Origin of the sequence: Aeoliella mucimassa (assembly GCF_007748035.1) — a bacterium.
Taxonomy (GTDB): domain Bacteria; phylum Planctomycetota; class Planctomycetia; order Pirellulales; family Lacipirellulaceae; genus Aeoliella; species Aeoliella mucimassa.
The window spans coordinates 4391773-4412779 of the sequence record NZ_CP036278.1; the positions used below are offsets into that span (position 1 = coordinate 4391773).

The 21007-nt window shown below is 56.8% G+C and carries 16 protein-coding genes; 14 read left to right on the plus strand and 2 right to left on the minus strand.

Features of this window, described 5'->3' with window-relative positions; genetic code table 11:
• Window positions 1-63: 63 nt before the first annotated feature.
• From Pan181_RS17110 to Pan181_RS17140, 7 genes are all read left to right on the plus strand, one after another.
• The gene (locus Pan181_RS17110; RefSeq protein WP_145248476.1) at window positions 64-1134 is read left to right on the plus strand and encodes a DUF1559 family PulG-like putative transporter; all 1071 of its coding nucleotides are present in this window, start codon (window positions 64-66) and stop codon (window positions 1132-1134) included.
• A 157-nt stretch (window positions 1135-1291) separates the two neighbouring features.
• A complete protein-coding gene (locus Pan181_RS17115; RefSeq protein ID WP_197528449.1) occupies window positions 1292-3226 on the plus strand; it encodes a glycoside hydrolase family 97 protein in 1935 nt (644 codons plus the stop codon).
• A gap of 67 nt (window positions 3227-3293) precedes the next feature.
• On the plus strand, window positions 3294-5387 hold the full coding sequence (locus Pan181_RS17120; protein WP_145248480.1) for a hypothetical protein: 2094 nt from the start codon (window positions 3294-3296) through the stop codon (window positions 5385-5387).
• A 181-nt stretch (window positions 5388-5568) separates the two neighbouring features.
• Entirely contained in the window at window positions 5569-7371 is a 1803-nt protein-coding gene (locus Pan181_RS17125; RefSeq protein WP_145248482.1) for a sodium:solute symporter family protein, read from the plus strand.
• Window positions 7368-8135, plus strand: coding sequence for a copper homeostasis protein CutC (locus Pan181_RS17130; RefSeq protein ID WP_145248484.1), 768 nt, complete (start codon window positions 7368-7370; stop codon window positions 8133-8135). The genes Pan181_RS17125 and Pan181_RS17130 overlap by 4 nt, the downstream gene beginning before the upstream one ends.
• A 151-nt stretch (window positions 8136-8286) precedes the next feature.
• Entirely contained in the window at window positions 8287-8634 is a 348-nt protein-coding gene (locus tag Pan181_RS17135; protein WP_145248486.1) for a hypothetical protein, read from the plus strand.
• Window positions 8635-9174: 540 nt separating this feature from the next.
• Window positions 9175-10221 (plus strand): hypothetical protein, encoded by a 1047-nt coding sequence (locus Pan181_RS17140; RefSeq protein ID WP_145248488.1) that lies wholly within the window; start codon window positions 9175-9177, stop codon window positions 10219-10221.
• Between the two features lie 1908 nt (window positions 10222-12129).
• On the opposite strand, the gene Pan181_RS17150 is transcribed toward Pan181_RS17140, so the two are convergent.
• Window positions 12130-12813 (minus strand): hypothetical protein, encoded by a 684-nt coding sequence (locus Pan181_RS17150; RefSeq protein ID WP_145248490.1) that lies wholly within the window; start codon window positions 12811-12813, stop codon window positions 12130-12132.
• Window positions 12814-13324: 511 nt separating this feature from the next.
• Window positions 13325-15229: a beta-galactosidase gene (locus Pan181_RS17155; protein ID WP_197528450.1), complete on the minus strand. Its 1905-nt coding sequence runs from the start codon at window positions 15227-15229 to the stop codon at window positions 13325-13327.
• A gap of 1144 nt (window positions 15230-16373) precedes the next feature.
• Between Pan181_RS17155 and Pan181_RS17160 the strand changes: the two genes are divergently transcribed.
• The 7 genes from Pan181_RS17160 to Pan181_RS17190 all read left to right on the plus strand — a co-directional run bounded on the left by Pan181_RS17160 (window position 16374) and on the right by Pan181_RS17190 (window position 20890).
• On the plus strand, window positions 16374-16637 hold the full coding sequence (locus Pan181_RS17160) for a helix-turn-helix domain-containing protein (protein ID WP_145248494.1): 264 nt from the start codon (window positions 16374-16376) through the stop codon (window positions 16635-16637).
• Between the two features lie 273 nt (window positions 16638-16910).
• Complete coding sequence (locus Pan181_RS17165) at window positions 16911-17588, plus strand: hypothetical protein (protein ID WP_145248496.1); 678 nt, start codon at window positions 16911-16913, stop codon at window positions 17586-17588.
• Between the two features lie 73 nt (window positions 17589-17661).
• Complete coding sequence (locus Pan181_RS17170; RefSeq protein WP_145248498.1) at window positions 17662-18138, plus strand: hypothetical protein; 477 nt, start codon at window positions 17662-17664, stop codon at window positions 18136-18138.
• Window positions 18131-18358 (plus strand): hypothetical protein, encoded by a 228-nt coding sequence (locus tag Pan181_RS17175; protein WP_145248499.1) that lies wholly within the window; start codon window positions 18131-18133, stop codon window positions 18356-18358. Before Pan181_RS17170 ends, Pan181_RS17175 begins: the two co-directional genes overlap by 8 nt.
• A complete protein-coding gene (locus Pan181_RS17180) occupies window positions 18355-18954 on the plus strand; it encodes a hypothetical protein (RefSeq protein WP_145248501.1) in 600 nt (199 codons plus the stop codon). The genes Pan181_RS17175 and Pan181_RS17180 overlap by 4 nt, the downstream gene beginning before the upstream one ends.
• Window positions 18951-19871: a S49 family peptidase gene (locus Pan181_RS17185; protein ID WP_145248503.1), complete on the plus strand. Its 921-nt coding sequence runs from the start codon at window positions 18951-18953 to the stop codon at window positions 19869-19871. The genes Pan181_RS17180 and Pan181_RS17185 overlap by 4 nt, the downstream gene beginning before the upstream one ends.
• A gap of 341 nt (window positions 19872-20212) precedes the next feature.
• Window positions 20213-20890, plus strand: a complete 678-nt coding sequence (locus Pan181_RS17190) for a hypothetical protein (RefSeq protein WP_145248505.1) — start codon at window positions 20213-20215, stop codon at window positions 20888-20890.
• Window positions 20891-21007: the final 117 nt, after the last annotated feature.

The window sequence follows — 21007 nt, forward strand, 5'->3', positions numbered from 1 at the left end:
GGGCAGCCCTGTGCGACCGCCTTGCTCTAGCTATACGCTAACCGACGATGGAGAAAGTTAACGATGTTCGGTGAACAACGATTCCAGCTAGCACGCCATGATCACAAGCGAGCCTTTACTCTGGTCGAACTGCTGGTGGTGATTGCCATTATTGGCATTCTCGTCGCCCTGCTGCTTCCCGCGGTGCAAGCTGCCAGAGAGGCCGCCCGCCGGTCGCAGTGCAAAAACAACCTGAAACAAATGGGACTGGCCGCCCTTAACCTGGAAAGCAGCCAAGGGCACTTACCACACAGTGGCTGGGGATGGCGATGGGCCGGTGATCCCGATGGCGGATACGGCGACAAACAGCCAGGGGGTTGGTACTACAACATTCTAGAGTTCACCGAGAATGGCAGCCTTCGCGATCTGGGAAGCGACGGCAATTACTCCCGCCTTACCACGGCCCAGAAAGACCAAGCGAAGATTTGCGTGTCGACCTCGGTACCGATGTTCTACTGCCCGTCGCGTCGGGGAGCAGGCTATTACCCGTATGTCCACTCCGACAACTTCTTCAACGTAACACGCCCCGAAGTGCTCGGCCGCAACGACTACGCTGCCAATAGCGGTAGTTTGTTCCCTGGATCGATCTACGAAGGACCTCCTGCTCCGCGATCGAACGCTGGCATGCCGGAGATTCGCGACTACTTGGACAATTTCATTGACCACAGCCTGCCGCGACAGATTCGCAAGAACGGTCGGCTCGGCAATGTCGATATCAGCGGCAACGGTCCCGTGCTGGCCGTTTATGGAGTACGATTGGCCCGGATCACCGATGGCACATCCAACACCCTATTGTTCGGTGAGAAACATGTAGCGATCGATCAATATGATAATGCGACGTCGTCCGGCAACGACCAGGGTTGGAACCTCGGTTTCGATATCGACATCAATCGCTGGACCCAGTATCCGCCGGCTCCCGATTCCGATCCGCTGACGTACGGAGACAGCAGGAATTTCTCGATCTTCGGGAGTGCCCACAGCGGCGGCGTTCAGTTTGTGAACTGCGATGGTTCGGTCGACATGGTCGATTTCGATATCGACCCCACTGTCTACCTCGCCCGCGGCACCATCAACGGCGGCGAAGTCACTCAATAGGAGTCCTCTCATTCGCTAGCACCAGAGCCTGCGGCACACGCAGGCTCTGCAAATCCGCTTCCCACTGCGGCTGGTAACGCTGCTATACTAGGTGCACTGCGGCTTTGGGGAACGGCCCCAGAGAATCGCTTGTATGCTCCACTTACGATTGACAACGATGATACTGCTGGGATGTTCGCTCCGACCCTGGTTACCCCTTTACTCGTTTGCCCTACTGGCGGTGCTGCTCCTTGGCCAGCAGCAGATAGCTAACGCAATTGAGATTCACTCGCCGGATGGCAACATCACGCTTGAGGTCGAGTTGAAGGAAGAGTCGGGCGAGGGAGTCGTTTGCTACTCGGTGACTCGCAACGGGACAGCAGTGCTGGCCGACTCGGCCATTTCGTTCACCACGGCGGATGGCAAGTCCATCGGCCAGCACCTCCGCCCGTTGGGCGACGCAGAGTTCCGTTCCGCGGATAGCACCTGGCACCCGGTGTATGGTGAGCGAAGCGAGATTCGCGATCAGTATCAACAAGTCTGCCTAAGGTACGAAGATACCACTGCCGATTGCCGGTTGCGGTTGGAGTTCCGCTGTTATGACATCGGCATCGCCTTCCGCACGGTCATCGAGCCTACACCTGGGCAGTCGTCGGTCGAGTTGGCCGCTGAGCATAGCGAGTTCCGCTTCGTCGGCGATCACCCCGCCTGGCGGACCACCACTGCCCAGGGGAGCTACGACATGGTGCCGCTGAGTCAACTCGGCCGTAATGTGGAACGCCCACTCGTCGTGCAGATCCATTCGCAACTCTACGCAGCAATTCTCGAAGCAGGAGTCGTCGACTACGCACCCATGACGCTACGCGGTGACCAACAGAACGAAACCTGCGTGGTCAGCCAACTTGGCAGTTCGGTTCACGCTAAAGGGCCGCTGACCACTCCCTGGCGAGTCGTGATGGTCGCCGCTACTGCCGGCAAGCTGCTCGAAGGCAACGATCTGGTGCTGAACCTCAACGAGCCATGCGCGATTGCCGATACCTCGTGGATCAAGCCGGGCAAGGTGCTTCGCGAGGTGAGCCTGACCACCGCCGGGGCGAAGCGCTGCATCGACTTCGCCGCAAAGCATCACCTGCAGTACGTTGAGTTCGACGCGGGCTGGTATGGCAATGAGTACAACGACAAGTCGGACGCAACCACCGTGACTGTCGATCCCAAACGCTCCGCGGGTCCGCTCGACCTGCCAGAAGTAGTCAGGTACGCCAAGCAGCACGACATCGGGATCATTCTGTACGTCAACCGCCGGGCGCTCGAGCAACAACTCGATGAGCTGTTGCCGCTGTATCAAGCGTGGGGCATCGCTGGCGTGAAGTACGGGTTCGTGAACACCGGTACTCAGCGGTGGAGCACCTGGCTGCACGATGCGATTCGCAAAGCGGCCGCGCACGAGCTGATGGTCGACGTGCACGACAACTACCGCCCAACCGGATACTCCCGTACGTATCCCAACTTGATGACCCAAGAGGGAGTCCGCGGCGACGAAGAGACGCCTAGCGGGAGTCAGGCACTTACCACGTTGTTCACGCGTTACCTGGCTGGTGCAGGCGACTTCACCGTTTGCTACTTCAACGAACGCGTGGCCATAAGCTGGACCCACGGGCATCAACTTGGCAAAGCGGTCTGCACTTACTCTCCTTGGCAGTTCTTGTTCTGGTACGACGCCCCGCTCGACCCCGAGCACACGGGTTCGGTTCCGGCTGGTCGCATCGCGGAGACTCCAGAGCTGGAGTTCTTTGCAAAAATGCCTACCGTATGGGACGAAACCCGCGTGCTAACTGGCGAAATCGGTGAATACGCGGTGATTGCTCGCCGTAGCGGGCAGCAGTGGTTCGTGGGAGCGATGAACAACAAAACCGAGCGCACCCTGCAACTACCGATGGACTTTCTATCTGAGGGCGAGCAGTACCAAGCGAAGATCTATCGGGATGATCCCAGCCTGGAGACGATTACTAAGATCCGTGTCGACGAAGAGAGCGTCGATGCGCAATCATCGCTATCGATCAAGCTGCTCCCCAACGGCGGGCAAGCGATGCTGCTCACCCCCGCGAAAGAATAGTGCTGGTGGGGATGCAATAATGTTACGCTCGTTTCCGATGAACTCGCGGTCAACTACGATCACTAGGATGGCCGCACTTGGTTTCGCCATCGGCCTGGTCAGTTCGGTGTTGGCTGGCGATTGGCAATCGCAGGCGGACCGCTATGCCGAGTTAGCCAAGCTCCCCCCTCCGGCCGGCTATCCTCAAGCAGATGCCAACGATACGTTCTGCGAGCAGTCGTTCTCAGCATTCGCCGAAACCCGCCGCGAGGCATTCCTCCGCTACGCTGCGCAGAACCCACAATCCGGCGTCTGGAGTCAACTCGTCCTGGCGGAGCGCGGCCTGCCAGTGTGGGAGGGTTCGATCTACCGCAATCTGCTTCGCATCGATCGCCGGGAAGACACGGCCGACTTTGCGCTGCATAGCATCCTGCGGATGCTGTACCAGTACCACGACTCCCCGGCCTTCAGCCGCCAACTCATCGGGTCGGCCGAACGCACGGTGCTCGACTTCAAGTACTGGCCCGACGAACCTGGCGTCGATTCGATGTGCACCTGGTCGGAGAATCACCACATCCTGTTCGCCAGCGCAGGATACCTGGCGGGGCAACTCTATCCCGAGCAAACATTTACGAACTCTGGGTGGACCGGCAAAGAGCTGATGGCCAAGCATCGCCCCAGAGTCCTACGTTGGCTCGATTTGCGGTATCGAACCGGCTTCAGTGAATGGCTTTCGAACGTCTATTACGATGCCGACATGGCCGCCCTGCTCAGTCTGATTGAGTTCTCCGAAGACGAAGAGATCGCCCAGCGAGCGACGATGGTGCTCGATTTGATGCTCGCCGATATCGCGTGCAACCAGTTCCATGGCAGTCTGGCTTGCACGCATGGCCGAAGCTACGAGTCGCATAAGAAATCGTCCCTTCGCGAGGGAACCTCGACCGTAAACAAGCTTTGCTTCGGCACCGGCAAGTTTCGCAGCGGTTCGATGAGTGGTGTTTCGATGGTCCTCAGTCCCAAGTACCAGATGCCGGAGGTGCTGTACTCGATTGCAAACGATCCCAACCAGCAAGGCATGGTGAGTCGCCAGCGCATGGGCATCCGTGTCGACGAAGCCGCGCGGTGGGGCCTCGGCTTCGACACTCCTGAGGACGGCATGGTATGGCTCAGCCTCGAAGCCTACGCCCACCCCAAAACGCTTCCTTTGTTTGTGAACATGCTCGATGAGTTCCATTGGTGGCAGAACAAGTTCTTCCAACCATTTGCGAAACAGCAAGCGGTCATTCGAGAGGCCCAACGCACCAATCAACTCTCGGCGCTCGCTACGCAGTACGAGGTCGACATCTCGCGCAATCTGCGTGAAGAGGTCAACATCTACACGTATCGCACTGCGGACTACATGCTTAGCACCGCCCAGGACTACCGCGCCGGACTCGGCGGCGATCAGCACTCCATATGGCAAGCAACCCTAGGGCCCGACGCGATGTGCTTTACCACGTATCCGGTGCTCAACGCCAAGGCCACGCCTGACAACTGGACCGGCAGTGGTACCTTGCCGCGGGCCGCCCAGCACGAGAACGTCGTGATTGTCATCTACCACCTGGAGCAAACGCCATCGCTCTACGTACCCGAGACGGCCGACTTTACCCACGCCTGGCTTCCCCGCGATCGATTCGATGAAGTTATTGAGCGCGACGATTGGGTCTTCGCCCGTCGCGGCGAAGGGTATCTCGCTCTCTGGTCGTCGCAACCGACGCACTGGCAAGATCAGCTGGGAGACGACTACCAGCGGGAACTCATCGCCGATGGTCGCGACTGCGTTTGGATCTGCGAACTCGGCTGCAAGACCCACGATGGCACGTTCGAGAAGTTTGCCGATCGTCTTACCGCCGCGCCGATCAGCGTTGCTGATCGCAAGGTCACCTATCGTTCGCCGAGCCAGGGAGCGCTTGCGTTTGGCTGGGATGGCCCGCTACTGAAGAACGACGCTCCCATTCCGCTGCACGACTATCCTCGCTATGAGAACCGTTTCATCCACAGCGATTTCCCCGCCGAACGCGTAACACTGCAGCACGGCAAACAACACCTGGTGCTCGATTGGAGGACACTCGAGCGGACCACGTATCCCCCGTTAGATTTCGAGTCGACCAATCCTGAGACAGTTCGCTCGACCAAACCTTGATGGAACAAAAGTAGGCCGCTACGGGTTGCTGCAACCCTGACGCTTGGTCCCTCGATCCACCAACAGGTAGAACTTGCTCTTCGCCAGAAGGGGTGGTCGGCACAACTCGGCATGTGCTAAACTTGCTGCCGCCGTGGGGGGGACCCACGCGACGCGTCCTCAAGATTGCCTGCCGAGGCCCATGCAACTTACAACCATCGATTGGGCGATTATTCTAGCTGTGATCGCGGTCGCTGTTGGCGTCGGGGCAGCGGTGGCCCGTCAGGCCGGCAAGAACGCGAGCCAGTTTTTTCTCTCCGGCCGCAGCATGTCGGGCGTTTGGCTTGGCATCTCGATCGTCGCAACCACGTTTGCGGCCGACACGCCTGGGCTGGTTACCGAGTTCGTCCGCCAGGACGGAATTGCCGGCAACTGGCGGTGGTGGGCGTTGCTTCTCACAGGCATGCTCACCGTGTTTCTCTACGCGCGGCTTTGGCGTCGTTCCGGCGTGACCACCGATTTGGAGTTCTACGAGCTTCGCTACAGCGGACCACCAGCGGCCGCCTTGCGGGCGTTTCGCGCCATTTACCTTGGGGTGGTGTTCAACGTGATTGTGATGGCCATCGTATCGCTGGCGGCCATCAAGATCGGCCAAGTGATGTTCGGCTTCACGCCTATTCAGGTCCTGCTGTGGGGTGGACTCTCCACACTACTGTTTAGCACCACCGGCGGATTTCGCGCGGTGATACTCACCGACTGCATTTTGTTTGTCGTCGCGATCGGCGGGGCAGTTGCCGCGGCCTACTTTGCAGTCAACCATCCCGATGTTGGCGGCCTGGCGAACTTGCTCACCCACGAGCGAGTCGTTGGCAAACTAAACCTTGTGCCCGCCTGGGATTGGTCGAACCCCGACGCCCGTGAGTCGCTGCTAATGGTGTTTATCATTCCGCTCTCGGTCCAATGGTGGAGTATGTGGTATCCGAGCGCCGAACCAGGCGGCGGAGGCTACCTGGCTCAGCGGATGCTCGCGGCGAAGAACGAGAACCACGCGGTCGGGGCAGTCATGTTGTTCAACGCCGTGCACTACGCGATCCGCCCTTGGCCATGGATTCTGGTCGCGCTCGCTTCGCTGGTGGTTTTTCCAACCGTGACCGATCTGGGAATCGCCTTCCCCGACATTGCCCAAGACAAACTCGGCAACGACTTGGCTTACCCCGCGATGCTCACCTTCGCGTCTGAAGGCTGGCAAGGCCTGATCGTCGCCTCGCTGCTGGCCGCTTACATGTCGACTATTTCGACTCACCTGAACTGGGGCTCGTCGTACGTGGTGAACGATTTTTACCAACGATTTATCGAGCCCAACGCGAGCGACCGCAACCTGGTTCGGGTGGGGCGTGTGTCGACCATCATCATGATGCTGCTGGCCAGCCTGCTCGCGCTATGGCTCAACACCGCCGAGCAAGGCTTTACCATCCTGCTACAAGTCGGAGCAGGCACTGGGCTCATTTATATCCTGCGGTGGTACTGGTGGCGCATCAACGCGTATGCCGAGATCGTGGCGATGGTGATATCGTTTGCTATCGCTCTGTTCTTTCAATGGAGTCCCGACCTGCTGAGCGACTCGCAGCAACTCTGCGCAGGCGTGCTCATCACCACGTGCTGTTGGATGCTTACCATCATGCTCACTCCCGCTGAGTCGCGCGAAACGCTGGAGAGCTTTTGCCGCCTGATTCGCCCCGCCGGACCAGGCTGGGCCAAGGTCTACCGCGACGCCGAACAAGCTGGACAACCAATTACTGGGCCAGGCCCCGGCGAGAGCTTGCCGCTGGGCATCTTGCGGATGGTACTTGGCTGCATTGGAATCTACGCGGCCTTGTTCGCGGTCGGTTACGCACTGTTTGGCAACACCATGGTGTGCATCACGCTCGGTAGTGTGAGCCTGGTTGCCGCCCTGCTGCTGTTGGCCACCTATCGCCGGCAACCAGCGAGGAGCACCCCGTCGTGAACCACCCAGTAGCGCGACGCGTGCAGCTTGAGGTTTGTGTTGGCTCGCTGGCCGACGCCACCGCAGCCGCCAGCGCTGGAGCCAACCGACTGGAGCTTTGTAGCGCCCTCGAACTTGGCGGCCTTACCCCATCGCTGGCGCTTATTGAACAGGTGATCGACGCAGTCGACCTGCCGGTGGTCGTGATGCTCCGCCCTCGTGCAGGTGGCTTTTGCTACTCGCCCGAAGAGCATCGCTGCATGCTTCGCGATGCGGAACTCGCCCTCAATGCAGGAGCTGTAGGGGTGGTGTTTGGTTATTTAACACCGACCTGCGAAATCGACTCCCTGCGGACACGCGAGCTAGTCGACCTAGCCGGAGAGCATTCTACGGTGTTCCACCGCGCGTTCGACTCGGTTAGCGATCCATCGGCAGCGCTCGACACGCTCATCGATCTCGGAGTCACGCGGGTGCTCACCACCGGCGGGGCTGCGAATGCCATCGACGGGGCCGACTCCCTCGGCCGACTCGTGGCTCAGTCGAACGGTCGCATCGAAGTAATGCCAGGCGGCGGAGTCACCGCGGCCAACGTCGCCCAGATCGTCACACTCACAGGCTGCCAGCAAGTACACGCCGGCGCAGCAACGAGCGCACAAGACGAATCCATCCCCCCCGAAGTCGCCGCGCAGCTTTGCGACCTCAAACGCCTCACCGCCGGCCAGCTACGGGTGGTCGACCAGCAGTCGGTCGCTGAACTCTCCGAAGTGCTGCTTGGTTTGGGATAGCTGAGCTTTCCCGGGAGGGGTTCCTCCCTACAAACCGATACGACGACGTGCCCTCTGCACTGTAGGCACAGCCGGATGTCCTGCGTAAAATAAAGTCGTCATCGTCTTCCCACGGTCACTCCTTCCGCCTGCTCGATAAGGCTTTCCCAGGATGAGCACACACCTTGGCAACTCGCTACTGGAAGAACTGTCGCATCGCGGACTGCGTGGCATGTACTTCGATTACGCTGGCTACCAAGCGTTGCGTAGTCTGGCCACGGTCGAGCAAGTACAACAGTTTCTCGATACCAACGGGTATGCGTCGGTTCTCGCAACGGAGGACCCAGTCTGGATTGCCGACGGACTCGAAGAAGCCAAGGAAGACCAAGCGATCCCCTGGTCGGCAGCCTTCGACATCGCCAGTTTCATCGTCTTTCCACTCTGGCTACTAGGTCGCCTACGTCCAAAGCGGAGAGTATTCCCAAGCCGCGTTCAACGAATGCCTGGCCACCGGCGTTAATTCACAAATTGGTATAACACATGCTCATTCATATGAATCTGCACACCAACCCACACATAAGACTCTAGACGACGTGTCCACTTACACCATGAATCGCAGAGACACTGGTCGCCCATTACCGTGGCGACGAGAAACCCTCCTCCACGCTCGTTGAGGCGGACGATGCAATTGTGCCTTTGCTCGTCGATAAACTCACCTACTCCACGAACCATGAGCACCGCGCTAAGTTACTTGAGATCATCGGGTAACATCGACTTCCGAAGACCATTCCGTTCCTCGCGTCAACGCTCATGGATGAACACCCCGATGTGTGGAAACAGGCCCTCGATGTACTTGTAACCATCGGTGACGAAGAGTCTAGACATGCCTTAGCTCGATGCCTTATCGCACTCGCACCGGACGACTAGCGTGCAAGCTGGATTGCCGAAGCGATGGAACAAATCCAGTCGCAAACCAAGTAGAACGCAGAATCTCGCCCCTTGGTGTATAATCGTTACATCGGCTGTTACTCGATTCGTGACTCCTCGGGGAGATTGTTCAATGAAGCACGCTCATGTCGCTAGCGTGGTCTTGCTGCTTGCTGGATATTGGCTCTCAGGCCATGACTCGGTTCGGGCAGAGGATGATCGGTCTGGGGAGATAATCGACAAGATTGTGGAAAGCAATCCGAACCTCGCATTGGACGAGACTGGATCCGAAACGGAAGTACGCCCTTTTCCAGCCAACCTCTCCTTAGTCATCGGTGGTGGTCAGCGAGTACTCGGCCAAACGCTTGACGCGCGTTTTGGAGTTTCGGGGTTGTACACCGCGGCGAGAGCAGATCGGCCGGATGTACCAGTAATTTGGGCATCCCCAGCAGTCGACAAATTACAACGAGTTCTGGCGCAGCCACTTAAAAAAGAAGGCCTGCAGTTTCAGGACACTCCGCTATCGGAAGTGGCCGATTTCGTCCGGAATGAATACAAGATTAAAGTACTGCTAGACATTCCCTCGCTCGATGACTTGGGGCTTTCACCAGACGAAAAGATCAATACACACCTAAGCGAGATGCCCTTAGGTGCGGCAATAAAGATCATGCTGCAAGAGGTCGATTTAACCACCATCATCGCGCACGATACCGTAGTGATTGCAAGTGAGGATGAAGCTTACAGCTGGCCTTTGGTCGCCATCTATCCGGTAGGCGACCTTCTTGAAGTAAAACAGCACGACGATTTTGCTCCCAAGCAACAAGGGGGTGCTCAATCACCGGAAGACATCGCCCATCTCACAACTCTTCTCAAGGCGACCTGCTGCGTGGATGGCTGGAGTAACGGCGAAGGCACCATCGCGACAATGCAGCCCAGCTTGTTTATTGTCAGGCACCGAGAAGAAGTACACCAGGAGATACAAGATTTCCTCTCGGCCTTGAGACTCGCCAAGCAACATCGGTTTGCCATTCCGTTAGAGCATCACCAGAACGACAAGAAGCGGGATACTCGCGCCAAGAGCAAAACGAAGCGAGTAGAGAACCGCGAGGATAGCGACACCGGCGGGATCGGGGGCCAAGGTGGATTCGGGGGTGGTTTCGGGGGTGGTGGAATGTTTTAGCCAACGCAATTTTCCACGCCTTTCTGAAACGTCCATCGCGTTAGAAATCCGCGAGTGGAAGTCGATGGCTGCAACGCTCTAGCAGAGCCCAACTGGCGGCTGGGCAACATTAGGGCCTCCTCGGTGTGGTCCAGACACGTACCTCTCAGGCGTGCCAGGGAGGTGGCTTAGGCACTTTTTCGAGCATGCGTGAACGAGCAGCGGTAGCACATCAGTCGCCACCTTGAGGGAGATCCAAACTTGGTGAGGAATCGAGTCGCCGAACGGTCTGTTACACAAGCTGCATGTTTCCGGAGTTGCATCGAGTGCGGATTGGGGCAAATTCGGAAAAGGTGGACGGTACTTGTAATTGCCGTATAGAGCCCGCGTGCTCACAGTGCTGTCAATCAGTCTCTTGCAGCGGGTAATCTCGAACGGCAACCAATGCAACCGATAGGAGGTGTATGGAGTGAAATTTTCGAGTGCCGCCATTTCTCCGATCTGTGGAGGTATGCGGACTAAACTACTGCCATAAAGAGTGAGCCGCCGAACGCGAGTCAATTTGGCAATAGACGCGGGCAACGTAACGATTTGTGTCCAATCATGCGGGTCGATATCTCGCCCTGGTGCGAACTCCTCACGCCCATCTGCTGCTGCTTGTTCGATCAGCTCTAGCAACTGAATCCAAGCAGGTGCCCGCTCGTCTTGCACCTCGCCATGAAGTGCAAGGTTAGGCCATCGTCCGCCGCTGTATTGCGCATTCAGACAGTTGCACGATGGGCGTGTGACCGCTACCACTGGCGGATCTTCCATCTGGACATTTGGGGATTGCGTGGGCCTTCTGAATTGATTTCTTAACCAGTTAAACACGTAGTCACCTCCCCCTGCTGATCCGACATATGAGACCACGAGTATAGCAGCTCACCCAATCTAGTATCCACCAACCAGGAGTATGAAGCGAGCTTTCACTGCCTCCGAACCCAGAAGGCCGTGTTCGTGTCAAACAAGGGGAACAAACTCGACAGCGAGACCGCGATGGACTCAAAGACGAAAGCACTCTTGGACCGTATCGAGCACCTTGAAGATGCAATTACTAAGGCACGAGAGTACCTGGAAAGCGGCAAGCACGCCCACTGGCACGGCTTTCGCCCGTTGTTCGATTCCAAGTCCCGAGCCGACAAGACACTTCCACCGCACAGGGATTGGGTGAAGAATGTGTTCCTACCCCGGCGAGAAAGGGCACTCGATCGAGCCTATCGGAAACTGGAGAGACTGACGTAGAGTACGTCAGCGGCGCGGGCCGCACATCCCAGCTCGCACAGACTGGTTCTCTCCCCACAGCGACCAGTGTGCCATTCGGAGTGAAGATGCGGGGACGGGATGCGACTCGCATCGCCCGGCATGTGTTGAGTCGTTAGAATTGAACTCTCGCTTGTCGGGTTAGCTTGCCCAGCCAGAGAATTGTGAAAGTGGAATCATGCCAGATCGTGCCGAAATAGTTGACCTCGGCTTCTCCGTTGCGGATGCCGATAATGTATCGTTCAGATTCAACGGGGAGCACTTGGTACTCGATTTCACTGACTGGCGAGAGCAACCTGTGTCAGTCAGGTTTGAGAATACAATCGGATTGCGCTACCAACTTGCGGAGTATACGTTATCACGCGAGGAGCGTTTTGACTCAACGCACGTGATCCACGAATCGGAGTGGTTGAAGGCTCACATAGACCAGAGTGAGGCGTGGGATGGCCCCAACTGGGTTCACTACAAACTCAATTTCAACGCTGGTCCGACAGTTGAAATCTTATGCACGGGAGTTGGTCGAACTGGAGATTCTGAAATCTCTGACGTTTCAGAGTGACATGCACACCATTTGGAGCAAGGAAGCGGGGGCGGAGTTGGATGACGTCTCACGAATGATGTGGCAGGATGTCAGCGGTTGTCCAAGTATGGCGAGAGATTCAGCGTGTACTCGATTGCTCCCGTCCGATTGCTTGTGATTTGGTACAGGGCCTCGCCAATTGTCGATTTTGAGAATCTATCAGTGTAATTGAGGTAGTGAGGACAGGCCGTCATCGGTTCATTGCCTAATACCGCATTATCGGAATCAAACACTTTTGCTTCCCAATACTCACCTACCCGTGGACCGAGACAACGATAAACGCGAACCCGCAGCTTGCGATCCTCGGTCGTGCGGGCCAGTTTGTCGATCGTGATTTCTTCCGCAAAGCCACTCTCACGTACTGCATTAGCCGCGTCAGTTATTGCGGCGGTATCGGACCCTACTGTATTAGCGGCTTCGAGAAGTGCCTTCGTTAATTCAGTGAGGATGGACTCCTGCTGTACTTCGACAGGGCGAAGCATGTAGTCTTCAACGTCGAAATCTTCGATGTAACACCATGTTACGCCGAGCACTGTATTAAGCGGCTTTTCATTCTCGGGCCGCGGCCCAAAAATGACACTAAACTTTGCCGAACCATCGAGTTCGTATCCGCGACCAAGGTGGTAACGAAGCAACTCACGAACGTGATGCCCCGTACGATGGAATGACCAACTCCGCTGATTCGTGTACGTGAGCGGACTTTCGCGGATTTCAATCTCGCTCAATCGTGCCATCTACAAGAGACTCCTTACAAGCCAGAGCAACTCACGTCACTTCCAATGCGAAAACGACACCAATTACCTACAACGAAGCCCCGATTGTAGTCGAATTGATCTAATGTTTCCTGGCATGACCGAAGTCATCAAGGCGGCGGGGTGTTTGCTCGCACTTTAATCCGTCTCGGACGTTACTGGTCCGCTATCACCTTTGGCAGCGTTTTCGCCCACAGCGGATGTAAATCGGCTCAATCTCAGCCCACGTATAGACCCGGTAGAGTGCTCTGCGGAAGTGGTTCCCAACTGCTTTACGGGCGATGTTCCGCCTCGTCGGGATTCATCACAACGCGATAGGTCTGCCCCGTCAAGCGAAAACGAACAACATCTCCCCCAGCCAAATGAACTCTCTGCGATTCACCAACAAGCTCTCGTCCAGCACTTGCAAGCTGTCCTGGGAAGCATGCATCCACTCTGGTTGCGTTCAATTGCGGGACATCCTTGACGGAGTGGGTGAATCATCCGCCTAATCTCAGAACCCGGCATCGATCGACTTAATTTCCGCACCTTGGAAGTAAACGGGGGCGCTGCTGATATCCAGTACAGCGGTGTTGACGGAAAACGAGGGGGACAACGGGCTGCCGGTGTGCGTGGTGAAGCTTGGCCGGGCACCGCTGAACTCAACACGGATGGTTCCCGAGCTTTTATACGACCAGATGGCTCCGGCGGAGCTCCCGTCCGTCAGCTTCCATTGAGGATAATAAAGTGACTTGTCGGTGCGGTGCCAATCGGAGTGCGTGAAGGTGGATCCGGCGGGTAACTGGCTCGTCAGCGTCTTGTAGGAAGAGTAAGCCGGCTTCTCCGTGTAGTCGTTGTGAACAATGCCGAAATGCGACTCTTTGTCGTGCTGGTCTTGCTCCGGCGCCTGGAACTCGTACCAGAAGATGCGTTCGACGCCACAACGCCGGGCCATCAACTGAGAGCGGGTAAGCATCTCCGCTTGGCCGTTTTGGTTGACAACAAGTCCCTCCCCTTCACGTAGCGCGTTGACGATGACCGCCCCTTTCCAGTCGCTGTCGAAATCAAAAATAGCCGCGGCGGTTCCGGTGTATTTCTCGTTCTTCCCACGCAGCAGAGGGATGAAACGATCTCCCTCCTTAAACTGATAAGGTTGCAGAAAACGGGTGGCAATGATCTTCTTCGGTTGGTCAGGCAGATTCGCGACTGGACCAGCGTACTCGACGGTCATCTCTTCCGGAATGATTCCCTTGTTGTACCACCAAGCCTCTGCCTGAATGCGAAGTTTGTTGTAACTGGTTGTGTTGGTTTTCTCCCACGCTCCCTTTTCGTTTTTCGTGAAGCCGTACCAGAAGGGCATCCCTTGCAGATCGACAACCGTCCCGCCCTCTTTCACGTAGCGAACAATGCGGTCGAATCCATCCAAGTAGTAGTTCTCGCTGGGCGGCATCACCACAACATCGATGTCACCACGGTCGAGAGCTGTTGCCAGCGTCTCATAGTCGAGCACTTCGATGACGCCATTCGCGGGAAGATGGTCGGCAATCCGCCGTTTGATAAGCGCGGCGGGCAGGTCGCTTTCGGGATCCTTGATACAAACGATTCGATAGGCACTTTTCTCGGGCAGCACACATTTCAGGGCCTCCTGCAATAGTCCCGGAGAAGTGAATTCCGGCTCATGGGTTGGCCAGCCGATCTCCGTCGCCCAGATCGGTTTGTTATCGTCGCCATACTTAGCCATGAGATCCTTAAGTTGTTGCAGGCTCTCTTCAAGATTCTGCTCGGGGGGAAGTGGATGGCTGTAGGGATGGACGTTCATGATGTCGAAGCACTGGCCTCCACCGAGTTGATAGAGCTCCTCGATATAGTCATAGGGGATGCCCGCGTATCCGCCGACCGCAACTTTGAGGTCAGGATTCACCGACTTAATGGTCTCATAGCTTCGCTTCAGCAGGGCCAGGTAATGCTCGGGGTTCGGATCCTTCCAAAAGCCCTCCCCATTCTGCTCGTTCCAAATCTCCCAAACCGGAAGACGATCTTGGTACCGCTCCACCATCGTTCGTACGTAGAGCTCCCACTCGTCGAGATGCTGCCAGGCGGGATCCGCGAAGTGATTGTTGTAATCAAGAATCGGAAGGATTTGAATGTTGTGCTGGGGAGCACGACTAAGCAGCACATCCACGCGTTTGAAATCCCAAGTGTCAGGGGCAGGCTGCACGCCGCACCAGGAGAAGTCGGCCCGAGCCCACTGGATGCCAGCCGTCTGCATTAGCCGCATCGTTTTTTCGTGCTGATCGAACTCGTGCCCGACCAAATGCGAGCAGACACCATAAGGCGATGCCTGTGGCTCAACGGCACCGGCCGGCGTATTGAAGAGAACAAGAACAGCGACAATGAAGAAGTAGCCTGTGTATCGCATGGTGATTTGAAGACCGCTGACGTTGAGTTTCACAAGGATTCACTGGCAGTCGAAACGCATGGCGATTAGCAAACCAACAGCTACCGCAACTCCAATCAGAACACACGCAAAGACCACCTTGGTAACAGGACAACGTATCCCCCATGGATCTCCGAAGCAACTTTATTGAAGACAATCGAGGCTTCCGTCAACTAAACAGACTAACCTCTGCTCAAGTACGGCCAGCTAGCAGAATGGGCGCTATTGCTATGTCGAGTTGACAACCTGCCAGATCGTCTCTTGGATAATATCATCAGCTCCAAGCAGAATAGCCGGAGCATGACACACCAACGTACCGAAGTGTCTCGACTGGGCTAGCAGGTGAGAAGCCGGGTGAGAATAAGTGGCAAACCACCGCAGCAGGTAACCATGAAGTCCGCCTAACCTCAATCAGGCGTAGCACTTAAAAGAAAGCACACCCCGCAGGATTCGAACCTGCAACCTTCGGATTCGTAGTAATTTGTACATACTGCACTTTCGTTCACTCACTCCAATTCACCACTAGGTTTGCAGTGGTTTTCTGTCGTCGTGTTCGGCGATGGTAGGCCACTATCGCCCCCCTATTGAGTGCAAATTGAGTGTCACAGTGTGTCGATGTTGCTCGACTCTTTGGGGAGCGTTGACGCCCGCTAGGCTTGATTCTATATTACGTGCGTGATGCGTGAGAGGCCAATATTGGATTGGCCACGTTTTCCTTTCGAGGTTTCTCATGCGTCACTATCTACAGCACAATTTAGTAGCAGCGGCACCTGACTTAACAAAGCCACCGAAGTCCCTATTGGGATTCCGGTGGCTTTTTTTATTTTCAGCAGTAATCACAGGTGCTCAAAAATAGCGATAAGGTATCGCGACCTTGCTATTGTTCTCGATCGTTCCACCAACCAATCGGAGGTGCAAAAATGCTTACTAGCGACCCGGTCCTTGTTCCTCGTCTTGACTTACCACGCCGACTGAATCGCTCGATATCGACGATCGATCGCATGATCGCAGCCGGAACCCTTCCCGCCGTGCGAATCGGAACCGCTGTTTTCGTGAACGAAACCGACGTTGTTCGCGTGAAGTTACTGGGATCGCCTGTGGCCGCGAATTGGAGAACACCTCAGCAATGAATCTCGCGATCGATGCTACCGAACTCCAGCCACTTGTGCGCGAAGTCGTCGCCGAGGTCGTGCGCGAGATGGCTTTACTAGGCGGTTCTACCGATCGCCTGGCGTACCCAGAGGCCGAGGCCGCTGGCTTGCTCGGTATCCGCGGCCATCAGCTACGCGATGCACGCCACCGCGGCGAAATCGTTGCCACGAAAGTGGGAGGCAGAATCGGGTACGAACGCAGCGAGCTGATCGCTTACCTCGCAAGAAATCGTAGTTAAAAAAAACCCCGCCGAGGAGGTGCAACACACCTCGGCGGGGCAAACGAACTTGGCGAAAGGAATCATACGTTATGAAACGAATGTTGGCAACAGGTTGCTCCCTGACTTTCCATAAGAAGGGAGGCATCAATGCGCACTCGCATCCTCAGGCCTGACCCGTACCAGAATGAACACCTGGTCGAGCATCGCTTCGAAACCAGGTTACTCTACCTAGGCCTTCCCTTGCTAGCTGATCGCGAGGGTAGGCTTGAGGACAGGCCTAAGCGAATCAAGATGCAGCTCTTTCCTGCTGACGCGGTCGACATCGATCAGATGCTTGAAGAGTTGGCCGGCGGCGAGTGCCCGCTAATTCTCCGCTACCAAGTGGATGGCGTTCGCGTGATTCAGATACTTCGATGGGAAGAGCTGCAAAAGCCCCACAGCCAAGAATCGAAGTCAGTGCTGCCTACGCCGGAACCGAGTTGCAACCAAGGTGGCAACTCAGTTCAACCTACATGCAAACCAACTTCGACGGTTACCGAAAATCAAATCGCACGAACGTGCGAAACGCGAGTTATAGAACAAGGAAAGGAAAGCATAGAACAAGGTAAAGGGGGTGCAGGGGGAAAATCCGGCTTGCCTGATCCGATCGCGTCGATCGACGACCGCCAGCTCCGAGAAGCGATCCGCGAATGGCTCGCCTATCGCCGAGAGCAACACAAGTACTCGCCAAAGCCGAGAGCGCTCGCTGCGCTCGTTGCGACCTGCCAGCAGCAAGCGGAGGAGCATGGCACCGAGGCCGTGCTGGCCGCTATCCGGCAAGCCGAGGCGAACGGGTGGAAAAGTTTCGACGCGGCGCGAGGATCGCCGCCCGCGCGATCCCAGCCCAGCACGCCAGTGAGTATGCGCAAGATGGCCCCCGAGGCCGCGGCCGCCGAATACCTCAAGCTGAGAGGGGGTCTGTGTGGCTAGCTCAAAAATTATTTCGACTCACGTAACCGCACTATTTGGAGCGTGGAACCGCGAATGCTCCGCGGGAACGTTCTTGGCATTCGAGCTTGCCTTGGGCGACCTGAGCGAATCACAAGTTCAAACCGGAGTCATGCGAGCGATCCGCGAAGGTGGCACTCATCCGCCAAGCGCGGCCGAGGTCCGAGCGCTTGCTCTCGGGCGTGCTGACCGCGACTTGCAAGCACTCGCGCACGAGGCTTTCAAACGAGCCGACCAGCTCGCGAGAACGCATGGAGTCGCCGCCGATTATCGCGGCGTCCTAGACGACCCTCTGGCGACTCACGCGCTCGGTGCGGTCGGCGGCTGGGGAGTTTTTTGTCGAAAGGTCGACGAATGGCAGGAGCGAACTTTCGTTGCCGCCTACGTGGGTGCGGCGAAGAATCCGACCTTGGAGGAAGTCGCGAAGCTTTCTCACAAGGGGAAGCCGCTGGGATTGCTGGCGAAAACTCGAAAGCAAATGGCCGAGGCGCTGGCACTCCCCAATTATGGAGGAGTCGAAAACAATGCCTAGACTGTACCCGCGGCCGCCAAAACAGTGCCAGCGCGAGCCGTTTTCGCGTGCTACGCGAGAGCGAGCGAAGCGCGTCGATCGCGATGAAGCCGAACGGCTAATACGCGAGCACCTGCCGAATATGGCGGAAGCGTTGCTGGCGACTTGGCCGACTGGCGAGCCGATCGGCCCGGCTTGCGAATCGGCACTGCTTGGAATTGTGGAGGATTGCGAATTATGAGCGATACACAAACCAAACAAACCGTTTTTGTTGGCGACCTCGCCCGCGGCGAGGCTGCAGGCGAGGTTTTTCAGGAGTGGCACCCGTCGCTCGACGTGCTTCGAATGAATGGCACGATTTGTTTCGATCGGTGGGTGGAAGCGGCTGACCTTATTGAGAGCTTCACGCGGCCGACGTTTATCGTTTTCGACTCAGCCACCCAAGCCACGCAGGGATTCGCGTTCGCTCGTCAGGAAATCGACTGGCTGCGAGATCTACGCAAGCTTCCGGTTGGCCTGTTGCTTCGTAATGGTAGCGGCTACGGGCTCGAGTTGGCCACCCTCGCAGATGTAGTGTTCATCGTGCCGGAATCAACGGTTGGTATGACCGCAGCGCGCACGCTCGACGCCGAGCTGGCAACCGGCTGGCGGTGGCACGACGCCCAGGTGCCCGGCCCCGGTGTCGGCTGGCAGGTGTCACGCGAACGATTGTTGTGGCTGCGGGACAATCGCATCGGCGCGGAGTTGGCCGAGTCGTTGTTCGGCCTGTTGCTTTCCCGAGATGAAGCGTTTGCATTCGAAACGTTCACCGAAGTTACGCGAGGTAATTCACAATGAAACACGAATTGGCAGCAGTGCTGCCGGCCGCGGCGGCTGAACTTCAAGAAGCGTTGGCGATTTCGCCAACGCACCAGGTTGTGCGTTTTCGCGAGGACTCGAAGCTGGTCGCCACCTGCTGGGTCGAAGGCGTGTTGACGCCTTGGTATCTGGAGCGGGTGCGCGAGAGGCTGTACTCGATTCTGCGTAATGATGCTGTTGGCCATGTGATAATTCGCATGAGTTCGCCGGGTGGTCTAGTCGCAGGCGTGCCTGAAACGGCCGACTTGGTGCGAGAGTTCAGCGAAGCGAAAGCGGTAACTGTTATAGCAAGTGAGTACCTAGCGAGCGCCGCCTACTGGATCGCTTCGCAAGCCACCACAATCATCGCTTCGCCTTCAACGGTGGTGGGCTCCGTTGGTGTGATTTCGGTGCTCACCGATTCGAGCGCCGCTTATGAAGCGGCTGGCATTAAAGTGATTCCGGTTGCCTCGGCAAATGCGAAGCATCGCGGAATGCCCGGCGTGCCTGTCACTGAGGGCGATATCGAAGCGGTTCGCGCACAGGTCGAGGAAGTTAGCAGATGGTTCCTGCAATACATCAATCGCGTGCCTCCCAAGTGCAGCCGACGCCGCATGACTTCCGACCAGGTACTGAATGCGATTTCCGCCGAAACCTACTATGCAGAGGAAGCGTTGAAGCGGGGCTTCGTTGACGAGGTGGCAGCCCCCGAGCAGGCCATCGCGGCGGTACTCGCGAACGACAAGCACGCCGACCTCCGCGGCAAGGATGCTTACGACAAGTACGCCGAGCTGGCTCTCGCCGCGCACCCCGGCGTTGACTTTTTGGCAGACCTCAGTGAATCACAGGAGGCTGCTTTGCGACGCAAATACCCAACACTTGCCGAAGCTGCCGACGACTACCGGCGGCTCCACTAGAAAAAGCAAATCACTCTCCCCCCCACCACTACAAGGATTGAAGAATGGGAAACGCAACAGAAACCAAGCCCGCCGGCAAACGAGAAAAGCCTGTCACTGACGAGGCCACTGCGATCGTCGAATCGGAACGCCACAATGAGTTGATAAGGCTTGTCGCACTGGAGCAACTGTTGGATGAGCTGGTGGACCGTCACGATGGTAATTTTGTATCTGGCGAGCTGATCGTCACGCCTGCTGAGTGGTCCTTTTTAAAGTCGCACCAAGTACAACACCTCCAGAGGAAGGTCGAGAGCGTCCACGAATTGGCGATGCTGCTTCGCTCGCGAGCAGGCACCATGCGAATGCTCGAAGAACTCGGCGGCGACTACAACGCAGTCGTTGCTGCGAAGGCAGAACTCGACGCCGCCGAGAAGACCCTCGCGAATACCAGAGCCGAAATGGAAGACCTTGATGTTACCGAGGGGTCGCGCGAGCCGGTGCTCGCGCAGCAGGCAAGTTCGCTTGCAAAAAAGCTGCGAGAGCTGGTAGCGATTCGCGATAAAAAGAGAGCCGCATTTGAGAGTGTTCAAAGTTGTTATGAGCGGCTTCTCGAAAGGGCACCTCAGCCGCTTCGCGACAAGGTCGCGTTCACGCGGCGTGAACTAAAGGCAGAGTTCTCCGAGCTATTCATATTGAAAGATGAAATCGAGCAGCACAAAGGTTGGGTTTCAATCGAAGGATCGCAATCACTTCGGCGTTGGGCGAGTACCGGCGGCCACGCTTTGATCGTTTGGGAAGCGGTTCGATTATATTGCCCGGCAGCGATCGATGAACGAGAAAAAAATAACCCCAAGCTAGATGGCGAGGTATGGATTGCCTGGCTGAATGAAATCGAAGCGGCGCTGCCTGAAAAGATCGAACGCAGAGATCAACTGCAGGCCGAGTTCGACGAAAGAGCGCTGGCAGCTCGCGAGCCGATCCATGCGTGGATGAGAATGAAGCGGCTTGAAGTGTCTATGATCGCCGACGACTCCGAGTAAAGCAAAACAAACCACTCCCCCCCACTTTGTTACACAGAGAGAGAAAAAAGACATGTTTGCATTTCCAACAAAAGCATCGATCGAAGCTACCCCTGAAGCGGACCGGAAGGCGAAGCT

Excerpts from the sequence above, each read along its gene's own strand:
- Pan181_RS17185 (WP_145248503.1), top strand. The coding sequence starts at position 18,951 with ATGAAACACGAATTGGCAGCAGTGCTGCCGGCCGCGGCGGCTGAACTT.
- Pan181_RS17180 (WP_145248501.1), top strand. The coding sequence starts at position 18,355 with ATGAGCGATACACAAACCAAACAAACCGTTTTTGTTGGCGACCTCGCC.
- Pan181_RS17190 (WP_145248505.1), top strand. The coding sequence starts at position 20,213 with ATGCTCGAAGAACTCGGCGGCGACTACAACGCAGTCGTTGCTGCGAAG.
- Pan181_RS17160 (WP_145248494.1), top strand. The coding sequence starts at position 16,374 with ATGAATCTCGCGATCGATGCTACCGAACTCCAGCCACTTGTGCGCGAA.
- Pan181_RS17110 (WP_145248476.1), top strand. The coding sequence starts at position 64 with ATGTTCGGTGAACAACGATTCCAGCTAGCACGCCATGATCACAAGCGA.
- Pan181_RS17125 (WP_145248482.1), top strand. The coding sequence starts at position 5,569 with ATGCAACTTACAACCATCGATTGGGCGATTATTCTAGCTGTGATCGCG.
- Pan181_RS17175 (WP_145248499.1), top strand. The coding sequence starts at position 18,131 with ATGCCTAGACTGTACCCGCGGCCGCCAAAACAGTGCCAGCGCGAGCCG.
- Pan181_RS17120 (WP_145248480.1), top strand. The coding sequence starts at position 3,294 with ATGGCCGCACTTGGTTTCGCCATCGGCCTGGTCAGTTCGGTGTTGGCT.
- Pan181_RS17115 (WP_197528449.1), top strand. The coding sequence starts at position 1,292 with ATGATACTGCTGGGATGTTCGCTCCGACCCTGGTTACCCCTTTACTCG.
- Pan181_RS17155 (WP_197528450.1), bottom strand. The coding sequence starts at position 15,229 with ATGCGATACACAGGCTACTTCTTCATTGTCGCTGTTCTTGTTCTCTTC.
- Pan181_RS17135 (WP_145248486.1), top strand. The coding sequence starts at position 8,287 with ATGAGCACACACCTTGGCAACTCGCTACTGGAAGAACTGTCGCATCGC.
- Pan181_RS17150 (WP_145248490.1), bottom strand. The coding sequence starts at position 12,813 with ATGGCACGATTGAGCGAGATTGAAATCCGCGAAAGTCCGCTCACGTAC.
- Pan181_RS17165 (WP_145248496.1), top strand. The coding sequence starts at position 16,911 with ATGCAGCTCTTTCCTGCTGACGCGGTCGACATCGATCAGATGCTTGAA.
- Pan181_RS17140 (WP_145248488.1), top strand. The coding sequence starts at position 9,175 with ATGAAGCACGCTCATGTCGCTAGCGTGGTCTTGCTGCTTGCTGGATAT.